Here is a 21,402-nt window from a genome sequence, read left to right on the forward strand (position 1 = left end):
TGGGCCCGCCGCGGCGGTCTGAAAGGGTGAACTCATGGTCAGAAGAGCCGAAACACACACGAGCGATCAGTACTCCGCTGGGCGCACGGTGGAGGATGGCAGCCACGCGGTGACCGAGGACCACCGGGCCGCCCGCTCCGACCACGATTCCGCGTCCCGCCGCAAGCCGCAGTACTCTGGCCAGGACGACGTCGTGAAGAACGCCATCCTCTTCGGCGGCGGTTTCATCACCATCCTGGTGAGCCTTTACCTCTTCGCGTCCTACCCGGACAGCTGGTTGTTGTTCCTGCTCGGGATCCTGGCCTACGGTCTGGCCCTCATGGTCCCCACCACGATCCTCAACGGCAGCACCGCCAAGCACTCCACGGGTGGCAAGGAAGTCACCCTGGACCTCCCGCGCGACGCCTCCGAGATGGCCCGCCAGCCCATCGGAGCGGGTCAGCGCCAGGACAACGTGAGCCACTGACGCACCACATCCACGACAGCCCCGCTCGTCCACCCGGATGAGCGGGGCTGTTTCCGTGTGCGGACCTGCGACGACGCCGCGCCAAGGTACCCGGGGTGAGTCAGTACCCGGGCGAGGCGGCGCCCGGACGGGGCCGCGCTATCCCTACTGCGAGACCTCCTCCGTAGGTGCCTGTACCGGAGGGAAGATCGCGTCCAGCACCTCCCGTGCCCATGCGAGGATCTCCCCGTCCACGAGGTCCTTGCCCCCGATCCGCGCGGTCTTGGGTTTGGGGATCAGTGCCATGCGGGTGTCCGCCCCCGGGACCGACTTCACCTGCGCGCCCGGGTACATCCGAGTCAGGCGCATCTCGCGGGACTCGGTGAGCTCGGCCGGCGAGAACCGGATCATGGTGCCCTGGGTGGCCACGTCCGTGAGACCCGCGGCGCGCGCCCTGATCCGCAACCGGGCGACGTCGAGCAGGTTCTCCACCGGGGTGGGTAGCGGGCCGTAACGGTCCTTGAGTTCCTCGCCGGCCTCCGCGACGGCTTCTTCCGTGGCGGCGTTCGCGATCGTGCGGTACGCCTCGAGCCGCAAGCGCTCACCGGGCACGTAGTCGTGCGGGAGGTGGGCGTTGACGGGCAGCTCGATCTTCATCTCGGCGGGACCCGTGTCCTGGTCGCCGCGGTACTCGGCTACGGCCTCCCCCACGAGCCGCAGGTACATGTCGAAGCCCACGCCCGCGATGTGTCCGGACTGTTCCCCGCCCAGCAGGTTGCCCGCACCGCGGATCTCGAGGTCCTTCATGGCCAATTGCAGACCCGAGCCGAGCTCGTTGTGGGCGGCCACGGCCTTGAGCCGTTCCAGTGCCGTCTCGCTGAGTGGTTTCTCCGTGGGGTACAGGAAATAGGCGTAGGCACGTTCACGCCCACGGCCCACGCGACCGCGCAACTGGTGCAGCTGCGACAGCCCGTAGCGGTCCGCGTGGTCCACGATCAGCGTGTTGGCGTTGGCGATGTCCAGGCCCGTTTCCACGATGGTGGTGCACACCAGGACGTCGAACTTCTTCTCCCAGAAGTCCACGATGATCTGCTCCAGGCGCGACTCGCTCATCTGCCCGTGGGCCACCGCGATCCGCGCCTCGGGAACGAGTTCGGCGAGCGCTTTGGCCTGCGCCTCGATCGAGGAGACACGGTTGTGGATGAAAAACACCTGGCCCTCGCGCATGAGCTCACGCCGGATGGCCGCGGAGACCTGCTTGTCCGTGTAGGGCCCCGCGTACGTGAGCACGGGGTGGCGTTCCTCGGGCGGGGTCGCGAGCGTGGAGGTCTCACGGATGCCCGTCATGGACATCTCCAGCGTGCGTGGGATGGGGGTCGCGGACATGGCCAGGACGTCCACGTCCGTGCGCATGGCCTTGAGCTTCTCCTTGTGCTCCACGCCGAAACGCTGTTCCTCGTCGATGATCACCAGGCCCAGGTTCTTGAACTGGGTCTCCTTGGAGAGCAGTCGGTGGGTCCCGATGACGACGTCGATCGCGCCGGAGCGCAGTCCCTCGAGCGTGGCCTTGGACTCCTTGGCGCTCTGGAACCGGGACAGCGTGGCCAGGCGCACCGGGAAGCCCGAGAAGCGTTCGGCGAAGGTCTCGGTGTGCTGCTGGGCGAGCAGCGTGGTGGGCACGAGCACGGCCACCTGTTTGCCGTCCTGCACGGCCTTGAACGCCGCGCGCACCGCGACCTCGGTCTTGCCGTAGCCCACGTCCCCGGAGATCAACCGGTCCATGGGGATGGGCCGTTCCATGTCCGCCTTGACCTCGTCGATCGTGGTGAGCTGATCCGGGGTCTCCACGTACGGGAAGGCCTGTTCGAGTTCGCGCTGCCACGGGGTGTCCGGGCCGAACGCGTAGCCCTTGGACGCCATGCGCGCCGAGTACAGCCGGATCAGCTCGTTGGCGATCTCCTTGACGGCCTTCTTGGCGCTGCGCTTGGTCTTGTTCCAGTCCGCGCCACCCATCTTGGACAACGACGGCGCTTCCCCGCCCACGTACGTGCTCACCTGGTCGAGCTGCTCCGTGGGCACGAACAACCGGTCCCGGGGACCGTTGCGCTTGGACGGCGCGTACTCGAGCACGAGGTACTCGCGCACGGGCTTGGGTTGACCCGGGGCGGTCATGGCCCCGGCGATCGGTCGCTGCACGAGTTCGATGAACTGCCCGATCCCGTGCTGCTCGTGCACCACGTAGTCGCCCTTCTGCAGGGCCAGGGGGTCCACCTGGTTGCGCTTGCGCCGCTGCGGCAGTTTGCGCTGCGCCCGGTTGTCGTAGGCGGTGGAACGCCCGAGCACGTCCGCCTCGGTCAGCAGGGCGGTGCGCGTGGCCTCGATGACGAACCCGCGTCCGGCGCGGGCCGTGGTCAGTTCCACGAGACCGGCCCGGGGCACCTCCGTGAGGCTGTCGCACCGGGCGGCGGGGATCTCCGCCCCGTGCAGCAGCTCGCTCAGCCGCTGCAGCGGTCCGGGGCCGTCCGTGACGAGCACGACCCGCCAGTCGTCGTGCATGCGCTCCCCCAGGAAGCGCAGCATGGCCTCCACGTCCCCCGAGAACCGGGTGGGTTCGCGCGCCGTGACGGTCAGGGTGTCGGCGTCGGTGTCCGCGAGCCGGACCTCCTCGTCCGCGGTGTCGGCGTCGATCTGGGAGGTCGTCACGGCGTTGACGTTGAGCCCCGTGACGGACCACCACCCCACCGACCGGTCGAGCGCGAGTTCCCGGACCTCCCCCACGGTGTGGAAGGACCCGGCGGCGAGCGTGCGGGACGCGCCGTCGTCGGCGTCGAGCGCGGCGTGCAGGTCCAGCGGGGCGTCGTTGCCGCCCGAGGCGGACTCCCACGCGGCCGTGAGGAACTCCTGGTTGGTGGCCACGAGGTCGTGCGCGCGGGCCCGGACCTTCTCGGGTTCGAGCACCACGGTCATGGAGCCTTCGGGCAGCAGGGACATGAGCTGGACCATCTCGTCCGCGAGCAGTGGCGCGAGCGATTCCATGCCCTCCACGTACTGCCCGCCGGCGATGCGCTCCAGGATCTCGCGCCCGCCCGGCAGCTGTTCCTTGAGCTTGGCGGCGCGTGACTGCACCGACGGGGTGATGAGCAGTTCACGGCACGGCGGGGCCACGATCACGGACGGGGACTCGGCATCGGTCAGCGTGCGCTGGTCCGCGACCGCGAACCACCGCATCTCGTCGAGCTCGTCCCCGAAGAACTCCGCGCGCACCGGGTGGTCCTCGGTGGGCGGGAAGACGTCGATGATGCCGCCGCGCACCGCGAACTCGCCGCGGCGGGTCACCATGTCCACGCGCGAATACGCTGCCCCGGCAAGGCTCGCCACGAGCTGTTGGAAGTCGTAGTCCTGGCCCGTGCGCAGCGTCACGGGTTCCATGGCGCCCAGCCCGGCGACCACGGGTTGCAGCACCGAACGCACCGGCGCCACGACCACGCGCAGCGGCTGTTCCCCGTCCTGCGCGTGTTCCAGGCGCCGCAGCACGCTCAATCGCTGGCCCACGGTGTCCGAGCGCGGCGAGAGGCGTTCGTGCGGCAGGGTCTCCCAGGACGGGAAGTTGGCGATCTGCTCGGCGGGCACGTAGGACGCGAGCCCGGCCTGCAGTTCCTCGGCTTCACGTCCCGTGGCGGTCACGGCCAGCAGGATCGGGGTGGACCCCGCGGAACCGTCCTCGGCCCCGTCGGACGACGACGCCGCCCCGGCCCCGTCCGCGAGGCCCCGCACGATCTGCGCGAGCACCGGTGCGCGCAAGCCGTCGGTCGCGCTGATGATGGTCTCGGCGGAGCGCTCCGCGAGCGGCCGGGCGGCCTGCACGCGGATGTTCGCGAAGCTGCGGTCCTCGGAGAGCGCGGTGAGCAGACCGGTCAGGGACATGGGTGGCTGACTCCTGGTGGGTGCGGTGAGCGGGGCCTGTGACCCCGTGCCCATGACGGGCGGGGCGGAACGCGCTACAGCCTACTCGGGGCGTCGGACACGCTCCCGCGCGAGCGCACCGTCCGGAACCCGTCCTCGCGGGAGGTGTGCCGGGTCGGCCGGGCTCGCGCGAGGTCAGCCCCGTACGCGAGCGCGCGGACCCGACACCGGTTCCGACGGCCGAACCGCGCCCGGGCGGCCCGCTCGTACCCTGGAGACATGACGACACCTGAGCACCCCGCCCTGACCGGACTGACCGTGGCCGTGACCGCGCACCGTCGCGCCGCAGAGCAGAGCGGGGCCTTCGAACGCCACGGGGCACGTGTGATCCACGCGCCCGCGCTCAAGCTCGCCCCGGTGGACCAGGACGACGCCGTTCTGGCCGCCGTGCGCGAGACGATCGCGACTCCCCCGGACGCCGTGCTCGTCACCACGGGCTACGGCTTCGACCGGTGGCTGCGCGTGGCCGAGCAGGAAGGGCTGGGCGACGAGCTGCTGGAAACGCTGCGCGGCGTCGTCGTCATGGCACGCGGAGCGAAGGCCCGGGGGCAGTTGCAGGCCAAGGGCGTGACGTGCGCGTACACGGGTGCGTCCGGGCGCACCGCGGAACTCGTGGACCGCGTGCTCGCGGGGGATCCCGCGGCGCAGCGCCCCGCGACCGTGACCGTGCAGGTGCACGGCACCACGGACGAGGCACAGCTCGAGCGGTTGCGCGCGGACGGGATCGCGGTGCGCGTGGTGGCGCCCTATCAGTGGGAGTCCGCGGACGAGGGTTCCCGACTGGCCGGGCTCGTGCGCGACGTCGTGGCCGGGGAGATCGATTACGTCACGTTCACCGCCGCGCCCGCCGTGGACGCCCTGTTCGACGCCGCTCGCTCGGTGGGCGCGTACGACGAGTTGGTGGGCGCATTACGCGAGGGCCGGTGCACCGCGGTGGCGATCGGGCCGGTGTGCGTGCAGCCGCTCGAGGAAGCGGGCGTCACGAACGCCGTGGTGCCCGAGCGGTTCCGTCTGGGGGCCATGGTCAAGGCCGTGTGCGATCACGCGCGGGAGGCCGCCTCGCGGTAGTGCTCCACCGTGAGCTTCACGAGTTCCGGGGGCACCGATCCGGGGTGGACGAGCAGCGGCTCGGCCGCGATGTCGCCGCCGGCCGAGAGGACGCGACCGTGGAAGAAACCCGGTGCCAGGAGGTACGGGACGAGCAGCACGCGCCCGGCGTCGTCGGGAGTACCTTCCGTGCGGCGCGGCATTTGCGGATCGGATTCCGCATCGCGTGAGCCGGGGTGCTCGACGTGTCGGCCGAGCTCCGCGCGCGCGGCGGCGACGGCGTCGGGAACCGAGGGCCGCGCCGCCGAGAGGTAGCAGGCCGTCACGGGCGCGCCCAGTGCAGCGCCGAGGTATCGGGCCATGAGCTCGCAATCGTCCCGCGAACGCGGATCGGAGGATCCCGCCGCGACCATGAGCACGCGATCGGCCGGTGCGAGACCGGGTGCACCCGCGGCGTCGAGCGCCTCGGCGAGCCGCCGGGCCATCACGGCCGCCAGGCGACGATCAGGGCCCAGTGCCGCGGCCACGACGTGCTGCGGTGAGGACTCGACGGCCCGGGCCATGTCCACGAACACGTGGTACCCGGCGGAGAGCAACAGCGGCACGACCACCGCGGGATGCTCGGCGTGTTCCCGGGTGCGCGCCACCAGATCGGGTTCCTGGACGTCCACCCACGTGTCCACCACGTCCACCTCGGGAAGGGCCGCACGCACCTGCTCGACCAGGGCGGCGACGGCGCGCTGTCCCCGCTCGTCGCGGGTCCCGTGGGCGCACGCGAGCAGGACGGGAGCGGAGGCGGGATGCGGGTTCACACAGTCCATTGTGCCGGTTTCCCGGCTTGCGCGGCGCATCCGGGAGGCCGCGGTCGCGGGACCGATGACTAGGATGAGGGCAGCCCGCGCACCGTGTCCCACGGCGCGCGGAAACCGACGATTCGGCGACGACCCTGAGGAGCACCATGTCCGTCAACGCTTCCACCACCATCAAGGCCCCCGTGGACACCGTCCTGGCCACGTTCGTGGACGAGGCCTTCGTCCGTCACGTGAGCGCCTTGGCCGGAACGCAGTTCGAGTCCTTCGAGGTCAACGGGGACACCTCCACGGCGTTCACCGCGAGCACCGTACGCAGCATGGGCTCGGACAGGCTGCCGGACGTGGCGCAGAAGTTCGTCAAGGGCGGGGTGAAGCTCACCCAGGTGGATACGTACGACGCCCCCGCCGCGGACGGTTCCCGTACCGTGCGCACCGAGATCAAAGTGGCCGGTCTGCCCGTGGGAGCCACCGCGCACCAGACCATCAAGCCCCTGGGTGAGAACGAGACCTCGGTGGACGTCACCGGTGAGGTGCAGGCCAACATCCCGCTCGTGGGCAAGAAGATCGCCGCGGCCGCCGAGCCCTACATCGGCAAGGCTCTGACCCTGCAGGCCCGCCAGGCCGAGGCGTGGATCGCCAAGAACTGAGCGCCTTGCGGGTCTAGGATGGCCGGGCGGGAACCATCGGTGCCCGCCCGGCCATCCTTCGTCCTACTCGACAACCGCGGTTCACCTCTGAACCACGTGACGGGAGTTCCTTGTCTTGAGCACAGACACGCAGACGTCCTCCGGTTCCGGTGGATCCTTCACGAATTTCCTCCGCCGGGACACCACCGGCGGTCTCCTCCTTCTGATCGCCATGGTGTTGGCCCTCGTGATCGCCAATTCCCCGTGGGGGGAGGTCTACTTCGGGCTGCGTGACACCGAGGTGGGCCCGAGTGTGGCCGGGCTGCAGCACACCGTGGGGCACTGGGCCTCGGACGGGCTGCTCGCGATCTTCTTCTTCCTCACGGGGTTGGAGTTGAAGGCCGAGTTCGTGGACGGGGAACTGCACAACATCCGTAAGGCGATCCTGCCGGTCGTGGCCGCGTGCGGCGGCGTGCTCGTTCCCGCGTTGATCTTCCTGGGGGTCAACCTGGCCGCCGGTTCGGAGCGCACCGCGCTGCACGGCTGGGCGATCCCCACCGCCACGGACATCGCCTTCGCGGTGTCGGTGCTCGCGGTCGTGGGTTCATCCCTTCCCGTGGCCATGCGCACGTTCCTGTTGACCCTGGCGGTCGTGGACGACCTCATCGCGATCGCGATCATCGCGTTCGTCTACACCGAGAGCGTGAACTTCCCGTTCCTGGGCGGGGCCGCGGTGCTGCTGGCACTGTACTGGTTCCTCACCCACAAGTTCATGGGGTGGTTCATGGCCCGGCACTGGGCCGCGTGGGTCATCCTGCTGCCCATCGGTGTGGTGACGTGGTGGCTGGTCTACGAGTCCGGGATCCACGCGACGATCGCGGGCGTCCTGTTGGGCTTCATGGTCCCCGTGCTCAAGCAGAAGCCGCGCATCATCCGTCAGGAGGACCCGCGCATGGGGTTGGCACCCGTGCTCGAACACCGCTTCCGTCCGCTGTCCAACGGCTTCGTGATCCCCGTCTTCGCGTTCTTCTCGGCGGGTGTGGCCGTGGGCGGCTGGGACGGTGTGACCTCCGCCGCCACGGACCCGGTGGCCCTGGGCATCGTGGCCGGTCTACTGCTCGGCAAGCCCATCGGCATCTTCGGTGCCGCGTGGCTCATGGACCGTTTCACGTCTGCGGAGAAGGACCGGGACTACACGTGGTTCGACATGTTCGGCATGACGATCGTCGCGGGCATCGGGTTCACGGTGTCCCTGCTCGTGGGCGAACTGAGCTTCGGTGAGGGCAGCCCCCACGGTGACCACGCCAAGGTGGGCATCCTGTGCGGTTCCCTGCTCGCCGCGCTGATCGGTGGCGCTCTCGTGGCCACGCGCAACAAGAAGTACAAGGCGATGCGCGCGGCCGGCCACGACCCGGACACCCTGGACTGACGCCCACACACCGCTGCACAAGAGACGCGCCCGCTCCCCCGATCCGGGGAGCGGGCGCGTTACTCGTGCCGGGCGGTCAGGCCGGGTTGCGCGGGTGGAAGTACTGCTGCGCGGCGGTCAAGCCCCGCTCGCTGAGCATCTCGACGGCGTCGGCGGCGTCGGAGACGAGCAGGGGCAGCTCCTTCGCCTGCGCGCCGGAGAAGCGTTTGAGCACGTAGTCCGCGGTGTCCATGCGTCCCGGGGGTCGACCCACGCCCACGCGCACCCGCGCGTAACCGGGCCCGCCCATGGCCTTGGTGATGTCCCGCAACCCGTTGTGACCGCCCTCCCCGCCACCGCACTTGAGCTTGACGGCGCCGAAGGGCAGGTCGACGTCGTCGTGGACCACCACGAGTTCGTCCGCGCCCAGGGAATAGTACTTGGCCAACGCGCTCACGGGCCCCCCGGAGACGTTCATGTAGCTCAGGGGCTGGGCCAACACGAGTCGCGGCGCCCCCGGACGCATCCGGGTCTCCGCCACGGCGGCGCGCGCCTTGTGAGCGGAGAGTTTCACGCCGGCGCGCTGCGCGAGTTCGGCCACGACCATGGCACCGACGTTGTGCCGGGTCCCCGCGTAACGGTCCCCCGGGTTGCCCAGTCCCACGACCAGCGTGCGCTGCGTCATCTCGTGTCCCTTCTTCCGGGCGGGGCGGCCCCGCTCGTTCGTCCCGCACCGTATCGGGTGTCGGATTGTTCGTTGCCGGGGCCGTGTCCGGACCCGGGGACGACGGCGGCGGCAGGCACACGTGGTGCTTGCCGCCGCTCATCACATCGCCTCAACCCGTTACGGACAGGCGATCACTCGGATCACTCGTCGTCCGAGGACTCCCCGGCCGACTCCTGCGCGGTCTCGCCCTCGGCGTCCTCGGCCTCCGGCTCCTCACCCAGGTCCTGCTCCACGGGCTCGGACACGTTGATGACCAGCAGCTCGGGGTCGGACACGAGCGTGACACCGGAGGGCAGGGTCACGTCCGCGGCGTAGACGTGCTCGCCGGCCTCGCGGCCCTCGATGTCCACGACGACGTTCTCAGGAACCTTCAGCGCGTCGGCCTCGACGAGCAGGACGTTCTCCTCCACGTTGTGCACGGCGGTCGCGGCGACCTCGCCCTCGACGGTCACGGGGACCTCGACCTCGACACGCTCACCGCGGCGCACGGTCAGCAGGTCGATGTGCAGGATCTCGGGGCGCACGGGGTGGCGCTGGACGTCCTTGATCATCGCGAGGTGGCCCTCGCCGTCCACGTCGATCTCGAGCACAGCGTTGGAGTTACGGGACGCGAGCATCATGTCGTGGCCCGGCAGGATCACGTGCAGCGGCTCGGCACCGTGGCCGTAGATCACGGCGGGGATCTGGTCGTTGGCGCGCACGCGGCGGGAGTAGCCCTTGCCGAACTCGGTGCGCAGGGTCGCGGGAATGGTGATGACGTCCACCATGGCGGTTCTCCTTCGATCGTGGGTCTGGTTGGTTACCGTCAGACCGTCCGAGTCACGGTGGAGGTGCTCGCACCGTGCGTCCCGAACGTTGTTACGACCGACGTGGTGCGGTACCCCACTCGCCCACCGCTCGGGATGCACTCACCGGTCGCGGTAGATCGTAAGGATCCACAAGCCGTCGTCGATAACGGGGCGGGACGACCGCCCCCTCGCCTTGGCAACGGGCCCACAATAGCACGTGCCCCACCCCCGGCGCCGCCTCCGGGTTTGACCCCCAAGCGGGCGACGACGCGGCCCCGTCAAGGACGTCACATGTCCACAATTCTGTACCGATTCATGGACTCTGGGGGTATTCGAGCAGGTGAGAGAGTATGTTGACTAATTAGCGGGCGTAAATCTCGGGGGAGATGAACACCGCGGTGCGGGGACTCGTTGGGAACGGTCCACGCATCGGAGCGAGCGCGTGGGGCGTCTCGCCGTCGAACGGTTTTGGGGGAAGGTTCGTCGACCGTGTTCCAGCATGCAAGCCAGAAACACAAGCACCTGTCGTGGCGCGAGAGCTACCAGACGGAACTGAGGATCTACGACGCTTTGTCCCTGGTGCTCGCGCTCGCCGCGGCCCAGGCCCTGCGGTTCGGCTGGCTGCAGGGGTTGCTGCAGGTGGACGTGCTGCCCGTGCCCTACTGGCTCGTGGGGCTGCTGCTGGCCGTGGGGTGGTGGCTGTGGCTCGAGCTGCGCGGCACCCGCGGTGTGCGGCTGATCGGTAACGGTGCGGAGGAGGCAAAGCAGCTCGTCACGGCCTCGCTCACGTTGTTCGCCGCGATCGCCATCGCCTCCTACGCCTTCAACGTGCCCACGGCGCGCGGGTACATCCTGATCGCACTGCCTCTCGGCACACTGGCCCTTTTCGCAGGACGCATGTGGGCGCGGCGTCAACTCATGCAGCGGCGCAAGAACGGGCTCAACATGTCCCGCACCATGGTGGTGGGTCGCTTCCCGGGGGCGGTGGAACTTGTTGGAGAGCTGCAGAGTCGCCCGGACGCCGGGTTCAACCCCGTGGCGGTCTATATGCCCACCTCGCACCACCAACTGCCGCAGTCCCTGCACTCCGTGCGGGTACCCGTCAACGCACTCGCGCCGGAGGAACGCCCGAGCGTCCAGGGGATCATGCAGGCGTGCCGCGAGCACGACATCGAGACGCTCGTGATGGCCGCCGCCGTACCCCTGAACACCACTGAGATCCGCCACCTGGGCTGGGCGCTCGCGGACGAGCGGATCCGACTGGTCATGAACACCGGGCTCACGGACGTGGCCGGACCCCGGATCCACACCCAGCAGCTCGTGGGTCTGCCGCTGATCCACGTGGCCACCCCGCGTTTCACCCGGTCCAAGAAGATCGTCAAGCGCATCATCGACGTCACCGGCTCTCTGGCCGCGCTGATCATCCTCTTCCCCGTGATGCTCGTGCTGGGCATCCTGGTCAAGGCGCACGACGGCGGTCCCGCGTTCTTCGCGCAGGAGCGCGTGGGGATTGACGGCACCCGGTTCCGGATGCTCAAGTTCCGTTCCATGTACACGGACGCCGAGGAACGCAAGGCCGCCCTGATGGCCGCCAATGAGTCTCAGGGGGACGTGCTCTTCAAGATGAAGGATGATCCCCGCGTGACCGCACCCGGCAAGTGGATGCGCCGGTTCAGCCTGGACGAGCTGCCGCAGTTCATCAACGTGCTCAACGGCACCATGTCCCTCGTGGGGCCCCGCCCGCCGCTGGCCAGCGAGGTGGACAAGTACGAGCAGCACGTCTACCGCCGCTTGCGTGTGCGCCCCGGGATCACTGGCCTGTGGCAGGTCTCCGGTCGTTCGGACCTCGACTGGAACCAGACCGTGCGCCTGGACCTGTACTACGTGGAGAACTGGTCGCCGGTGCAGGACTTGATCATCATGCTGCGGACCGTGCGCGCGGTCTTCGCATCCGAAGGCGCCTACTGAGGTCGAAATCAGAAGTATTTCTTCTCGAAATGCAATCGTGATGACCGTTGCGTGTGAGATACATCAAATTCCTGGGTGACCACTTACACTTTCTAGTGCGTCCCCCTGGCCGCTCGCCTTCCCCCCAATGAGTGGCTCCCCCCACACGCAGTAAAGGCTACGCGTATGATCTCCCCCCGAAAATCAGTGCTGCCCGCTGCCGTGACCGCCGCGGTCCTGGCACTGACCACCTTCATCCCCGCCACGGCGGCCAACGATCCCGCGGAGAACCTCAATCCCGAGAAGGGGAAAGTGGTCTCCGTGGAAACCCACGAACTCGAGACGGTTGTCAAGGACCCCCAGCTGCCCACGGCCCCGCCCAAGACCGGTGACAAGAATCCCGGCGCGACCATGGGCCAGAAGATGAAGTCCATGGCGACCACGACCAACCTCTCGGAGGCGTCCGAGAAGGAACTCGACAAGGTGGCCGAGAACGTCCTCGGCCCCGAGGCGGCGAAACCCTCCGCCGCGCCGTCGACCGCGGCGCCGTCGCCCAAGACCCCCGCCACGCCGTCCGCGAGCGCGAACCCGAAGGCCACCGCGAGTGCCGCCGCGCAGGCCGCGGGCACCACGGGCATCGGCCCGGCCGGTTCCATGTCCCTCGTGATCCGGGAGAACAACTGGATCCCCACCGGGATCCAGGGCATGGACGTCTCCGGGTGGCAGCCTGCTGTGAACTGGAGCGCGGAATACGCCGCCGGCGCGCGCTTCGCTTACGTCAAGGCCACCGAGGGGACCGGTTATCACTCCGAGGCCTTCAACGACCAATACACGGGCTCGTACGAGGTGGGCATGTTCCGCGGCGCGTACCACTTCGCGCTGCCCTCACAGTCCTCGGGTGCCGCCCAGGCGGACTTCTTCATCAACAACGGCGGCGGCTGGTCCTCGGACGGCAAGACCCTGCCCGGCCTGCTGGACATCGAGTACAACCCGTACGCCTCCCTGGGTGGCACGTGCTACAACATGTCCCAGCCGCAGATGACCGCGTGGATCAAGTCCTTCTCGGACCGCTACAAGCAGCGCACTGGTCGACTGCCCGCGATCTACACGACCGCGGACTGGTGGCAGACCTGCACGGGCAACACGGCGCAGTTCAACGACCACCCCCTGCACCTCGCGTCCTACGGCGTCATGGCACCCCAGTGGTACCCCAACGGCTGGTCGCGCTACGACATCTGGCAGTACACGGACAGCGGGCCCTTCTCGGGTGATTCGAACGTGTACGGCGGTTCGTGGGCACAGCTGCAGGCCCTGGCATCGTCGTCGAGCTACAAGCCGCTGGGCGGGCGCGCGACCGGCTACTCCGTGGCCGGCGGCATCGGCGCGATCTACCGCGCCACGGGCGGCGCCGCGAAGTGGGGCACCCCGGTGGGCCCCGAGGCCAACGCCGCGAACGGCGGCCGGTACCAAGAGTTCGTGCGCAACGGCGTGAAGTCCACCGCGTACTGGCACCGCACCACGGGCGGGCACATGGTGCGCAACACGAGCAGCATCGGCGGGAAGTTCATCGGCGCCGGACGGGAACGCGGTTACGGCTTCCCGATCACCGAGGAGCGCTCGCTGGCGGGCGGGGCCTACCAGGTCTTCCGTACCCCGTCCGGTAAGTCCACCAAGCTCATGTGGTCCCCGCGCACGGGTTCGCACGCGATCAAGGAGTACGGCGCGATCGGTCAGCGCTGGGCGAAGTCCGGTATGGAGCGCGGCCTGGGCTATCCCACGACCGACGAGTACCGCGCGGGCTACGAGATCCGTCAGCAGTTCTCCAACGGATACGTGATCGGGTACAACACCGTCTACGGCGGGACCCGGATCAGCCGGTTGTGATGCCGTGGTGTCCGGGGTGATGCGCCCCGGACACCACGACTCCCGAGCACGACGAAGGCCGGGGTGGCGTGTGCCGCCCCGGCCTTCGTCGTACCGGAAACCGCGTCGTAGCGGTCACCGGCGGTTGTCAGGAGCGGCCGTTGAACAGGCTGGTGACCGATCCGTCCTCGAAGACCTCCTGGATGGCACGGGCGATCAGCGGGGCGATCGAGAGCACCTCGAGGTTCTCGAACTGGTGCTCCGGGGGCACGGGCAGGGTGTCGGTCACGGCCACCTTGTCCGCGCCACACGAGGACAACCGCTCCACGGCGGGACCGGAGAACACGGCGTGCGTGGCCGCGATGATCACGTTCTTCGCGCCCTGGTCCTTGAGCACCTTCACGGCGCCGGTGATCGTTCCGCCGGTGTCGATCATATCGTCGATGAGCACGCACGTACGGCCCTTGATGTTGCCCACGACCTCCTTGGACACCGCCTGGTTGGGCACGGTGATGTCCCGGGTCTTGTGCACGAACGCGAGCGGGGCACCGCCCAGGCGCTCGGCCCACTGCTCGGCCACGCGCACACGGCCGGTGTCCGGAGACACCACGGTCACGTTGTCCACATCCACCACGGAGCGCACGTAGTCGCTCAGCAGCGGGATGGCCATGAGGTGGTCCACGGGTCCGTCGAAGAAACCCTGGATCTGCGCGGTGTGCAGGTCCACGGACATCAGCCGGTCCGCGCCCGCGGTCTTGTAGAGGTCCGCGATCAGGCGAGCGGAGATGGGCTCGCGGCCGCGGTGCTTCTTGTCCTGGCGCGCGTACGGGTAGAACGGGCTGACCACGGTGATGGACTTGGCGGATGCCCGTTTGAGGGAGTCCAGCATGATGAGCTGCTCCATCAACCACTGGTTGATGGGAGCGGGGTGGGACTGAATCAGGAACGCGTCCGCGCCGCGCACCGACTCACCGAAGCGCACGTAGGTCTCACCGTTCGCGAAGTCGTACGCGTCCGTGGGGACCAGTTCGGTGCCCAGCTCACGGGCGATGTTGTTGGCGAGCTCGGGATGGGCCCGACCCGAGAGCAGAACCATGCGGTTCGAACCCGTGTTGGTGATGCCGGTCATGTGAACTCGCTTTCCTTGAATTCCCGTGGATCACTGCTCGCGTGCCGTGCGCCCGGACTCAGGCGTGGTCGTCGCGGTCAGAGTCTTGAGCGGCCTGGGCCGCGCGTGCCGCCGCGGTTCCGGGACGGTGCTCCTGCACCCATCCTTCCACGATGACCTGCTTGCCCTCCGTGAGCACCAGGGCCCCGGCGGGGACGTCCTTGCGCACGGTGGTCCCGGCACCCGAGTAGGCGCCGTCGCCCACGGTCACGGGGGCCACGTACATGTTGTCCGAACCCATGCGGACGTCGTTGCCGATCCTGGTGTGGTGCTTGGCCACGCCGTCGTAGTTCACGAAGACCGAGGCCGCGCCGATGTTGGAGTTCTCCCCGATCGTGGCGTCCCCCACGTAGGACAGGTGCGGGACCTTGGAGCCGCGTCCGATCGTGGCCTTCTTGGTCTCCACGAACGTGCCGATCTTGCCGTCCTCGCCCAGGACCGTGCCGGGGCGCAGGTACGCGAAGGGGCCCACCGTGGCGCCCGCGCGCAGCTCGGAATCGCTGCCGTGGGTGCGCGTGACGCGCGCTCCGCGGCCGACGATCACGTCGGTCAGGGTGGTGTCGGGGCCCACGACGGCGTCCTCCGCGACCCGCGTACGCCCATGCAGTTGGGTCCCGGGCAGCACGGTGCTGTCCGCCTCGAGCTCCACGGTGTCGTCGATCCACGTGGTCGCGGGGTCCACGATGGACACCCCGTTGCGCATGTGCATTTCCAGGGTTCGCTGGTTGAGGTAGTGCCCCAGTGCCGCGAGCTGGACGCGGTCGTTGGCGCCCTCGAGCTCCATGTAATCCGCCATCTTGAGGGCGTCCACGCGGTGGCCGGCCTCGCGCGCGAGACGCGGGACGTCCGTGAGGTACTTCTCCGCCTGGGCGTTGTCGGTGTCCACGCGGGAGAGCGCATCCCGCAGCACCGCGGCGTCGAACGCGAAGATCCCGGAGTTGACCTCGCTCACGGCACGCTCGGCGTCCGTGGCGTCCTTGAACTCCTTGATCTCGGCGAACTCGCCGCGCTCGTCCCGCAGGATCCGGCCGTACTTGCCGGGCTCGGGGTGATCGGCGGTCAGCACCGTCACGGCGTTGCCGTGGGAGTCGTGGTGCGCCACGAACTCGCGCAGCGTGTCCACCATGAGCAGGGGGACGTCCCCGTAGGTCACCAGCACAGTGCCGCTCACGGGGGTCTCGGCGTCGAGGACCTCGAGGCCCGCGTCCACGGCGGAACCGGTACCGGGGACGTCCGACTGGTCCGCGGTCAGGACCTCGGGATCCACGGCCGCGATGTGCTCGGCCACGAGATCGCGCTGGTGACGGATCACGGCCACGATGCGCTGCGGCGCGAGCTCGCGGGCCACCTTCAAGGCGTGGCCGAGCATGGAACGACCCCCGATCTCATGCAGGATCTTGGGGGTCTTGGACTTCATGCGGGTGCCCTTACCCGCGGCCAGGACGATGACGGCGGCGGGGTTCTGCCCGGTGCTCGCGGTGTCAATGGTGCTCACGGAGCAGACTCCTCTGGTTGCTCGTGAGGCGGTGGGGGCCATCTACGCCTCGATGTATCGTGCGTTCCGCCACTAGGACTCGAACCTAGACTCACGGCTCCAAAGGCCGGTGTGCTGCCAATTACACCATGGCGGAGCGTTGTCACCCGCGGGCGCCAACATGTGCGTGCGCCCGGAGGACGCACGAGACGTCACTTTATCATCTGCGTTCAGCGCGTCAGCACGAGCAGAACCCGCCCCGCTGCACGGTTCTCCTCGAATCCGGGGAGCCCCCGGGACAGGGTCTCGGCGTCCTCCACGGTGATCCCGCGCACGAGCACGGGGGCGCGTGCGGCGGCGCGGCGCACGTACTCCCACGCGGCGTTGTCGGCCTGTCCGGCGGCCCGGGAACGCGAGACGTCCCACGCCATGGAGGTGACGTCCGGGGCGGTGACGTCCAGCGTGCCGTTGTCGTACTCGCGGTCCAGCAGGGCCATGAGCATGCCCACTTCCTCCACGATCGTGCTGTTCTGCACCATGAGCTTGACCTGGCGGTGGGACGCTGCTTCCGCGAGCGCGGCGAGCATCGAGTACAGCCGCCGCCGTTGCCGCCCCCGGTGCGCCACCCCGCCCAGGGCGAGCACGAGCCACCCGGCGCCCACACCGCGACACAGCTCCAGGGCGTCGTCCACGGCCGCGAGCACGCCCTCGTCGGGGATGTCGTCGTCCACGGCCACGGGCGCGCGCAACAACAGGGGTTCCGCGCCGGCCTCGCGCAGGCGTAGAGCGGTCTGGCGGCGCACGAGCGAACCCATGTGCGGCCCCACGGGGTGGTCCCCGCCGATCGTGATCTCCACCGGCCCCGGGAACTCACGGATCCGGGCCACCGCCGCAGCGAGGCCCTGGGGATCGTCCAGGACGGTTCCCGCGGGCGTCTCCCCGCGTCCTGTTGCGTCGTGCATGGCACACAGTCTCGCACGCCCGTGGGACGGGGGGACGACGCCGCGGCCCGTCGGTGCGCGCTTGTATCCTTGCCGGGTGGCTCATCTGATCGGCGGAGAAAACTTACATCTCGAGTACCCCACCAAGACCGTGTTCGACTCGGTCACCGTGGGGATCGACGAGGGCGACCGGATCGGGATCGTGGGTCGCAACGGGGACGGCAAGTCCACTCTCATGCGACTGCTCGCGGGGCGCATCGCACCGGACTCCGGGCGGGTGACCGTGCGCAGCGGGACGACCGTGGGCATGCTCGACCAGGCCGACACGCTGGACCCGGACCAAACAGTGGGCCACGCCGTGGTGGGGGACGTGCCCGACTACGTGTGGGCCGCGGATCCCAAGGTGCGGGACGTGATCTCCGGGCTCGTCTCGGACGTGGACTGGGACACCCCCGTGGGGCAGCTCTCGGGCGGGCAGCGCCGCCGGGTCGCGCTCGCGAGCCTGCTGACCGGCGACTGGGACGTGATCTTCCTGGACGAGCCCACCAACCACCTGGACGTGGACGGCATCACGTGGCTCGCGAAACACCTCAATAACCGCTGGTCCAGGAACGCCGGCGCGCTCGTGGTCGTGACCCACGACCGCTGGTTCCTGGACGCCGTGTGCACCGACACGTGGGAGGTCCACGACCGGATCGTGGAACCCTTCGAGGGCGGGTACGCGGCGTACGTGCTGCAGCGCGTGGAGCGCGACCGGCAGGCCGCCGTGGTGGAGCAGAAGCGGCAGAACCTCATGCGCAAGGAGCTCGCATGGCTGCGCCGCGGGGCACCCGCGCGCACGTCCAAACCCAAGTTCCGCATCGACGCCGCCAACCAGTTGATCTCCGACGTCCCGCCGCCGCGCGATTCCGTGTCGCTGTCCCGCATGGCGGTGTCCCGGTTGGGCAAGGACGTGGTGGACATCGAGGACGTGTCGGTGGAGTTCCCCTCCCCCGCCGTTTCCGGTTCCGCGGGTTCGTCCGGTCCGTCCGGCCCTTCCGCGGACGACGACGGCGCCGCGACTGCCGCTTCGTCGGGCGCCTCTTCGCCTGGCGCCTCCGGGCGGACACGCGTGCTGCAGGACGTCACGTGGTTGATCGCCCCCGGGGAGCGCACGGGCATCCTGGGCGTCAACGGCGCGGGCAAGTCCACGCTCCTGGGGCTCGTCACGGGTGCCGTGGAGCCCACCACGGGGCGGGTCAAGCGCGGGAAGACCGTCAAGATCGCGACCTTGACCCAGCAGCTCGCCGAGCTCGAGGACGTCGCGAACGACCGGGTCTCGGACGTCGTCGCCCGGAAGAAGACCTCCTACGTGACCGACGGCAAGGAGATGACCCCCACCCAACTGCTCGAGCGGCTGGGGTTCTCGTCCGCGCAGCTGAAGACCCCGGTCAAGGACCTCTCGGGTGGACAGAAGCGGCGCCTGCAGTTGCTGCTCATCCTGCTGGACGAGCCCAACGTGTTGATCCTGGACGAGCCCTCCAACGACCTGGACACGGACATGCTCGCCGCCATGGAGGATCTCCTGGACACGTGGCCCGGGACCCTGCTGGTGGTCTCCCACGACCGCTATCTCCTGGAGCGGGTGACCGATCAGCAGTACGCGGTAATCAACGGCCGGTTCCGGCACCTGCCCGGCGGGGTCGAGGAGTACCTCAACCTCTCGGCGACCGCGGCGTCCGGCACCGCAGCCGGTTCCTCCGGGGCGTCCAACCCGCTTGCGGCGTCCTCTTCCTCCTCTGGCACTGCCCCTGCCTCCGACGGCGCCGCCCCCTCCGAGCCGCGGCTGTCCGGCGCGCAGGCGCGGGCCGCGCAGAAGGAACTGGGCGCCGTCGAACGCAAGATGCAGAAACTCGGCGAGCAGATCGAGGCATTGGACGGGACCATGGCCGCCGCGGACCCCTCGGACTTCGAAGGGCTCGGCAAGCTGGCGGCGCAGAAGTCCGAACTGCAGGAGCAGCTGGACGAACTCGAGCTGCGATGGCTCGAGCTGGGCGAGGCGCTGGAGTAGACGAGCGAGCCGGAGCTCACTCGCTCCAGGGGTTCGCCTTGATGATCTCCACGAAGTTGTCGCGCTTGAATTCCGGGTCGAAGTGCTCCAGCACGTCCGCGTTCATGTTCCCGAACGTGGAGTGCGGGCGGTGCACGTTGGCGTCGTTGAACGCCTTGAGGATCTGGTTCTTGAAGTCCGGGCGGGGATGGACCTCCACCACGGCCTGCCGTTGGGCGTCCGTGAGCTCGTCGAAGTGCATGCCCAGCACGTCCGTCTCCACACCCGCACTCACGAGAGCGATCTCCGGGGCCATGAACTCGGGCACCCCGGGGGTCGTGTGCAGCGCGATCCCGAGCCACGCGTTGTGCGCCCGCTCCTGCGACGCACCGCGTTCCAGGAGGAACTCGCGGACCTCGTTCGCGCCGTCCACCTCGAAACGCAGCATGGAGTCGGAGTAGGTATCCGTGAGGCCGCGATCGTGGAACATGGCCGCCGCATACAGCAGCTCGTGGTCCACGCTCAGGTCCTGGGCCTGCCCCACGAGCGCGCCGAAGAAGAACACGCGGCGGGAGTGGTGGTAGAGCAGGTCGTCCTCGTTGTCCCGGATGTACTCGGTGATCTCCCGGGCGAGTTTGCTGTCAGGGACGGAGATGCCGGAAATGGTGTCGGTCATGAGCTGACTCCTGTTCTGGGCGGGCCGTGCATGGGCGGGCAGGGGCCGCTGCAGCTGAGGAGCCGCGCTGCCCCACCTTTCCATTGTGGGCTCGCTGCACACCCGTCCGCCAGGTCCACAGTGACAGGAACCCCTCGGATTCGGACATACTGAACACATGACAGCCCGCCATCACGTCGTCGTTCTGCTGTTCCCCGGGGTCACCCTGCTGGACGTCTCCGGACCCGCTGAGGTTTTCGCCGCGGCCAACTCCGCGGGTGCCGACTACGCGGTGCGCTTCGTCTCGCCGTCCGGCGGAGACGTCGAGACGTCGGTGGGCGCGCGGATCGCGACCGAATCACTCGCGGATCTGGAGGGCGCACCCCGGATCGGCACGCTGCTGGTGACCGGTGGAGAATCCCTCGCCACGCGCCCGGTGCCGGACGGCGTCGTCACGGCAGTGCGCGCCGTCGCCGACCATAGCGACCGCGTGGCGAGCGTGTGCACCGGGGCGTTCGCGCTGGCCGAGGCGGGCCTGCTCGACGGACGCCGGGCCACGACCCATTGGCGTCACGCCGCCGAGCTGGCCCGCCGCTACCCGGTAGTGACCGTACACCCCGACGAGCTGTACGTGCGGGACGGAGCCGTGTTCACGAGCGCGGGCATCTCGTCCGGGATCGACCTCGCCCTGTCACTCGTGGCCGTGGACCACGGGCGGAACTTGGCCCACGGCGTGGCCCGGGAACTCGTGGTCTACATGCAGCGCGCGGGAGGGCAGTCCCAGTTCTCGGCCGCGCTGGACTGGCCCGCGCCGTCATCCGCTCCCCTGCGCGAGCTATGCGCCGATATCGTGAGCGACCCCGCGGCCGCACCCCCGGTGGCGGAGCTGGCCCGGCGCGCGCACATGAGCGTGCGCCATCTGAGCCGGCTGTTCACCGCGGAGCTGGGCGTATCGCCGGGGAAATTCGTGGAACAGGTCAGGGTCGAAACCGCCAAATCTCTGCTGGACCGCGGGCACGGCGTCATGGACACCGCGCGACTGTCCGGCTTCGGCACGGACGAAACCCTGCGCCGCGCGTTCGTGCGGCACTTCGGCGTCACGCCCAGCTACTACCGCGGCCGCTTCCCGGCCGATCCAGTCCGGGAGCCTTACAGGTCCACGACCTCGAACTCGAGCAGCGACGCACCCGTGGCCACCGGTTTGCGCTGACCCCCGGCGTGGGCGCCCTTGGCATTACCGTCCCGCCACGCCTCGAAGTCCTCCTGGGTGGCCCACGTGGTCACCACGAAGTAGCGGCCCTCCCCCGCGACCGGGCGCAACAGCTGGAACCCCTCGAAACCGGGCTCACCGTCCACCGCGTGCTTGCGCGCCGCGAACCGGGCCTCGAGCTCGGCGCCGGCACCCTCGGGGACCTCGATGGCATTGATCTTCACCACGGACATGACTGCCTCCTGTCGTTCGTCATCACTTCTCTCCCAGGCTAACGACGCCGCCTGACCAGTCACTGC

The 21,402-nt window shown here is 69.1% G+C and carries 17 protein-coding genes and 1 tRNA gene; 8 read left to right on the plus strand and 10 right to left on the minus strand.

Annotated features, from left to right (window positions below; all coding sequences use genetic code 11):
• The first annotated feature begins 34 nt into the window (after positions 1-34).
• On the plus strand, positions 35-466 hold the full coding sequence (locus IE157_RS08595) for a hypothetical protein (protein WP_064846894.1): 432 nt from the start codon (positions 35-37) through the stop codon (positions 464-466).
• 144 nt (positions 467-610) lie between these two features.
• On the opposite strand, the gene mfd is transcribed toward IE157_RS08595, so the two are convergent.
• Complete coding sequence (mfd, locus tag IE157_RS08600; RefSeq protein WP_193519728.1) at positions 611-4,369, minus strand: transcription-repair coupling factor; 3,759 nt, start codon at positions 4,367-4,369, stop codon at positions 611-613.
• 258 nt (positions 4,370-4,627) lie between these two features.
• Here mfd and IE157_RS08605 point away from each other — a divergent pair, with 258 nt between their 5' ends.
• Positions 4,628-5,476 (plus strand): uroporphyrinogen-III synthase, encoded by an 849-nt coding sequence (locus IE157_RS08605; RefSeq protein ID WP_193519729.1) that lies wholly within the window; start codon positions 4,628-4,630, stop codon positions 5,474-5,476.
• On the opposite strand, the gene IE157_RS08610 is transcribed toward IE157_RS08605, so the two are convergent.
• On the minus strand, positions 5,449-6,276 hold the full coding sequence (locus tag IE157_RS08610) for a sirohydrochlorin chelatase (protein ID WP_193519730.1): 828 nt from the start codon (positions 6,274-6,276) through the stop codon (positions 5,449-5,451). The two genes, IE157_RS08605 and IE157_RS08610, sit on opposite strands and share 28 nt — an antisense overlap.
• 137 nt (positions 6,277-6,413) lie before the next feature.
• On the opposite strand from IE157_RS08610, the gene IE157_RS08615 reads away from it, so the two are divergent.
• Both IE157_RS08615 and nhaA read left to right on the plus strand, forming a co-directional pair.
• Positions 6,414-6,914 (plus strand): DUF2505 domain-containing protein, encoded by a 501-nt coding sequence (locus tag IE157_RS08615; protein WP_193519731.1) that lies wholly within the window; start codon positions 6,414-6,416, stop codon positions 6,912-6,914.
• A gap of 115 nt (positions 6,915-7,029) precedes the next feature.
• Positions 7,030-8,322: a Na+/H+ antiporter NhaA gene (gene nhaA / locus IE157_RS08620; RefSeq protein ID WP_193519732.1), complete on the plus strand. Its 1,293-nt coding sequence runs from the start codon at positions 7,030-7,032 to the stop codon at positions 8,320-8,322.
• Positions 8,323-8,398: 76 nt separating this feature from the next.
• On the opposite strand, the gene pth is transcribed toward nhaA, so the two are convergent.
• On the minus strand, positions 8,399-8,986 hold the full coding sequence (pth, locus tag IE157_RS08625; RefSeq protein WP_064845258.1) for an aminoacyl-tRNA hydrolase: 588 nt from the start codon (positions 8,984-8,986) through the stop codon (positions 8,399-8,401).
• 182 nt (positions 8,987-9,168) lie between these two features.
• On the minus strand, positions 9,169-9,795 hold the full coding sequence (locus tag IE157_RS08630; RefSeq protein WP_193519733.1) for a 50S ribosomal protein L25/general stress protein Ctc: 627 nt from the start codon (positions 9,793-9,795) through the stop codon (positions 9,169-9,171).
• 510 nt (positions 9,796-10,305) lie between these two features.
• On the opposite strand from IE157_RS08630, the gene IE157_RS08635 reads away from it, so the two are divergent.
• Both IE157_RS08635 and IE157_RS08640 read left to right on the plus strand, forming a co-directional pair.
• The gene (locus IE157_RS08635) at positions 10,306-11,784 is read left to right on the plus strand and encodes a sugar transferase (protein ID WP_144931293.1); all 1,479 of its coding nucleotides are present in this window, start codon (positions 10,306-10,308) and stop codon (positions 11,782-11,784) included.
• A gap of 165 nt (positions 11,785-11,949) precedes the next feature.
• Positions 11,950-13,647, plus strand: coding sequence for a GH25 family lysozyme (locus IE157_RS08640; protein ID WP_193519734.1), 1,698 nt, complete (start codon positions 11,950-11,952; stop codon positions 13,645-13,647).
• A gap of 127 nt (positions 13,648-13,774) precedes the next feature.
• Here IE157_RS08640 and IE157_RS08645 read toward each other — a convergent pair whose 3' ends face one another.
• The 4 genes from IE157_RS08645 to IE157_RS08660 form a co-directional block, all read right to left on the minus strand.
• Complete coding sequence (locus IE157_RS08645) at positions 13,775-14,755, minus strand: ribose-phosphate diphosphokinase (protein WP_064847154.1); 981 nt, start codon at positions 14,753-14,755, stop codon at positions 13,775-13,777.
• Positions 14,756-14,813: 58 nt separating this feature from the next.
• Positions 14,814-16,289 (minus strand): bifunctional UDP-N-acetylglucosamine diphosphorylase/glucosamine-1-phosphate N-acetyltransferase GlmU, encoded by a 1,476-nt coding sequence (glmU, locus tag IE157_RS08650; protein ID WP_404820623.1) that lies wholly within the window; start codon positions 16,287-16,289, stop codon positions 14,814-14,816.
• 64 nt (positions 16,290-16,353) lie between these two features.
• A tRNA-Gln gene (locus IE157_RS08655) sits at positions 16,354-16,425 on the minus strand.
• Positions 16,426-16,498: 73 nt separating this feature from the next.
• Positions 16,499-17,230, minus strand: coding sequence for a hypothetical protein (locus IE157_RS08660; protein WP_193519735.1), 732 nt, complete (start codon positions 17,228-17,230; stop codon positions 16,499-16,501).
• 76 nt (positions 17,231-17,306) lie between these two features.
• On the opposite strand from IE157_RS08660, the gene IE157_RS08665 reads away from it, so the two are divergent.
• Positions 17,307-19,259, plus strand: coding sequence for an ABC-F family ATP-binding cassette domain-containing protein (locus tag IE157_RS08665; RefSeq protein ID WP_193519736.1), 1,953 nt, complete (start codon positions 17,307-17,309; stop codon positions 19,257-19,259).
• A 16-nt stretch (positions 19,260-19,275) separates the two neighbouring features.
• Here IE157_RS08665 and IE157_RS08670 read toward each other — a convergent pair whose 3' ends face one another.
• Positions 19,276-19,914 carry an HD domain-containing protein gene (locus IE157_RS08670; RefSeq protein WP_085106954.1) on the minus strand — a complete coding sequence of 213 codons (639 nt, stop codon included), beginning with the start codon at positions 19,912-19,914 and terminating at the stop codon, positions 19,276-19,278.
• A gap of 157 nt (positions 19,915-20,071) precedes the next feature.
• Here IE157_RS08670 and IE157_RS08675 point away from each other — a divergent pair, with 157 nt between their 5' ends.
• Entirely contained in the window at positions 20,072-21,103 is a 1,032-nt protein-coding gene (locus tag IE157_RS08675; protein WP_193519737.1) for a GlxA family transcriptional regulator, read from the plus strand.
• On the opposite strand, the gene IE157_RS08680 is transcribed toward IE157_RS08675, so the two are convergent.
• Positions 21,043-21,336 (minus strand): antibiotic biosynthesis monooxygenase family protein, encoded by a 294-nt coding sequence (locus IE157_RS08680; protein ID WP_193519738.1) that lies wholly within the window; start codon positions 21,334-21,336, stop codon positions 21,043-21,045. The two genes, IE157_RS08675 and IE157_RS08680, sit on opposite strands and share 61 nt — an antisense overlap.
• Between the last annotated feature and the right edge of the window lie 66 nt (positions 21,337-21,402).

The sequence above is a fragment of the Kocuria marina genome, from assembly GCA_014652975.1.
Taxonomy (GTDB): Bacteria; Actinomycetota; Actinomycetes; order Actinomycetales; family Micrococcaceae; genus Kocuria; species Kocuria marina.

What these genes read in the sequence shown, in the direction of transcription:
- IE157_RS08640 (WP_193519734.1), top strand. Translation starts at nt 11,950, where the DNA reads ATGATCTCCCCCCGAAAATCAGTGCTGCCCGCTGCCGTGACCGCCGCG.
- IE157_RS08675 (WP_193519737.1), top strand. Translation starts at nt 20,072, where the DNA reads ATGACAGCCCGCCATCACGTCGTCGTTCTGCTGTTCCCCGGGGTCACC.
- IE157_RS08595 (WP_064846894.1), top strand. Translation starts at nt 35, where the DNA reads ATGGTCAGAAGAGCCGAAACACACACGAGCGATCAGTACTCCGCTGGG.
- IE157_RS08605 (WP_193519729.1), top strand. Translation starts at nt 4,628, where the DNA reads ATGACGACACCTGAGCACCCCGCCCTGACCGGACTGACCGTGGCCGTG.
- IE157_RS08630 (WP_193519733.1), bottom strand. Translation starts at nt 9,795, where the DNA reads ATGGTGGACGTCATCACCATTCCCGCGACCCTGCGCACCGAGTTCGGC.
- IE157_RS08615 (WP_193519731.1), top strand. Translation starts at nt 6,414, where the DNA reads ATGTCCGTCAACGCTTCCACCACCATCAAGGCCCCCGTGGACACCGTC.
- IE157_RS08660 (WP_193519735.1), bottom strand. Translation starts at nt 17,230, where the DNA reads ATGCACGACGCAACAGGACGCGGGGAGACGCCCGCGGGAACCGTCCTG.
- IE157_RS08610 (WP_193519730.1), bottom strand. Translation starts at nt 6,276, where the DNA reads ATGGACTGTGTGAACCCGCATCCCGCCTCCGCTCCCGTCCTGCTCGCG.
- IE157_RS08680 (WP_193519738.1), bottom strand. Translation starts at nt 21,336, where the DNA reads ATGTCCGTGGTGAAGATCAATGCCATCGAGGTCCCCGAGGGTGCCGGC.
- IE157_RS08670 (WP_085106954.1), bottom strand. Translation starts at nt 19,914, where the DNA reads ATGACCGACACCATTTCCGGCATCTCCGTCCCTGACAGCAAACTCGCC.
- IE157_RS08645 (WP_064847154.1), bottom strand. Translation starts at nt 14,755, where the DNA reads ATGACCGGCATCACCAACACGGGTTCGAACCGCATGGTTCTGCTCTCG.
- pth (WP_064845258.1), bottom strand. Translation starts at nt 8,986, where the DNA reads ATGACGCAGCGCACGCTGGTCGTGGGACTGGGCAACCCGGGGGACCGT.
- mfd (WP_193519728.1), bottom strand. Translation starts at nt 4,369, where the DNA reads ATGTCCCTGACCGGTCTGCTCACCGCGCTCTCCGAGGACCGCAGCTTC.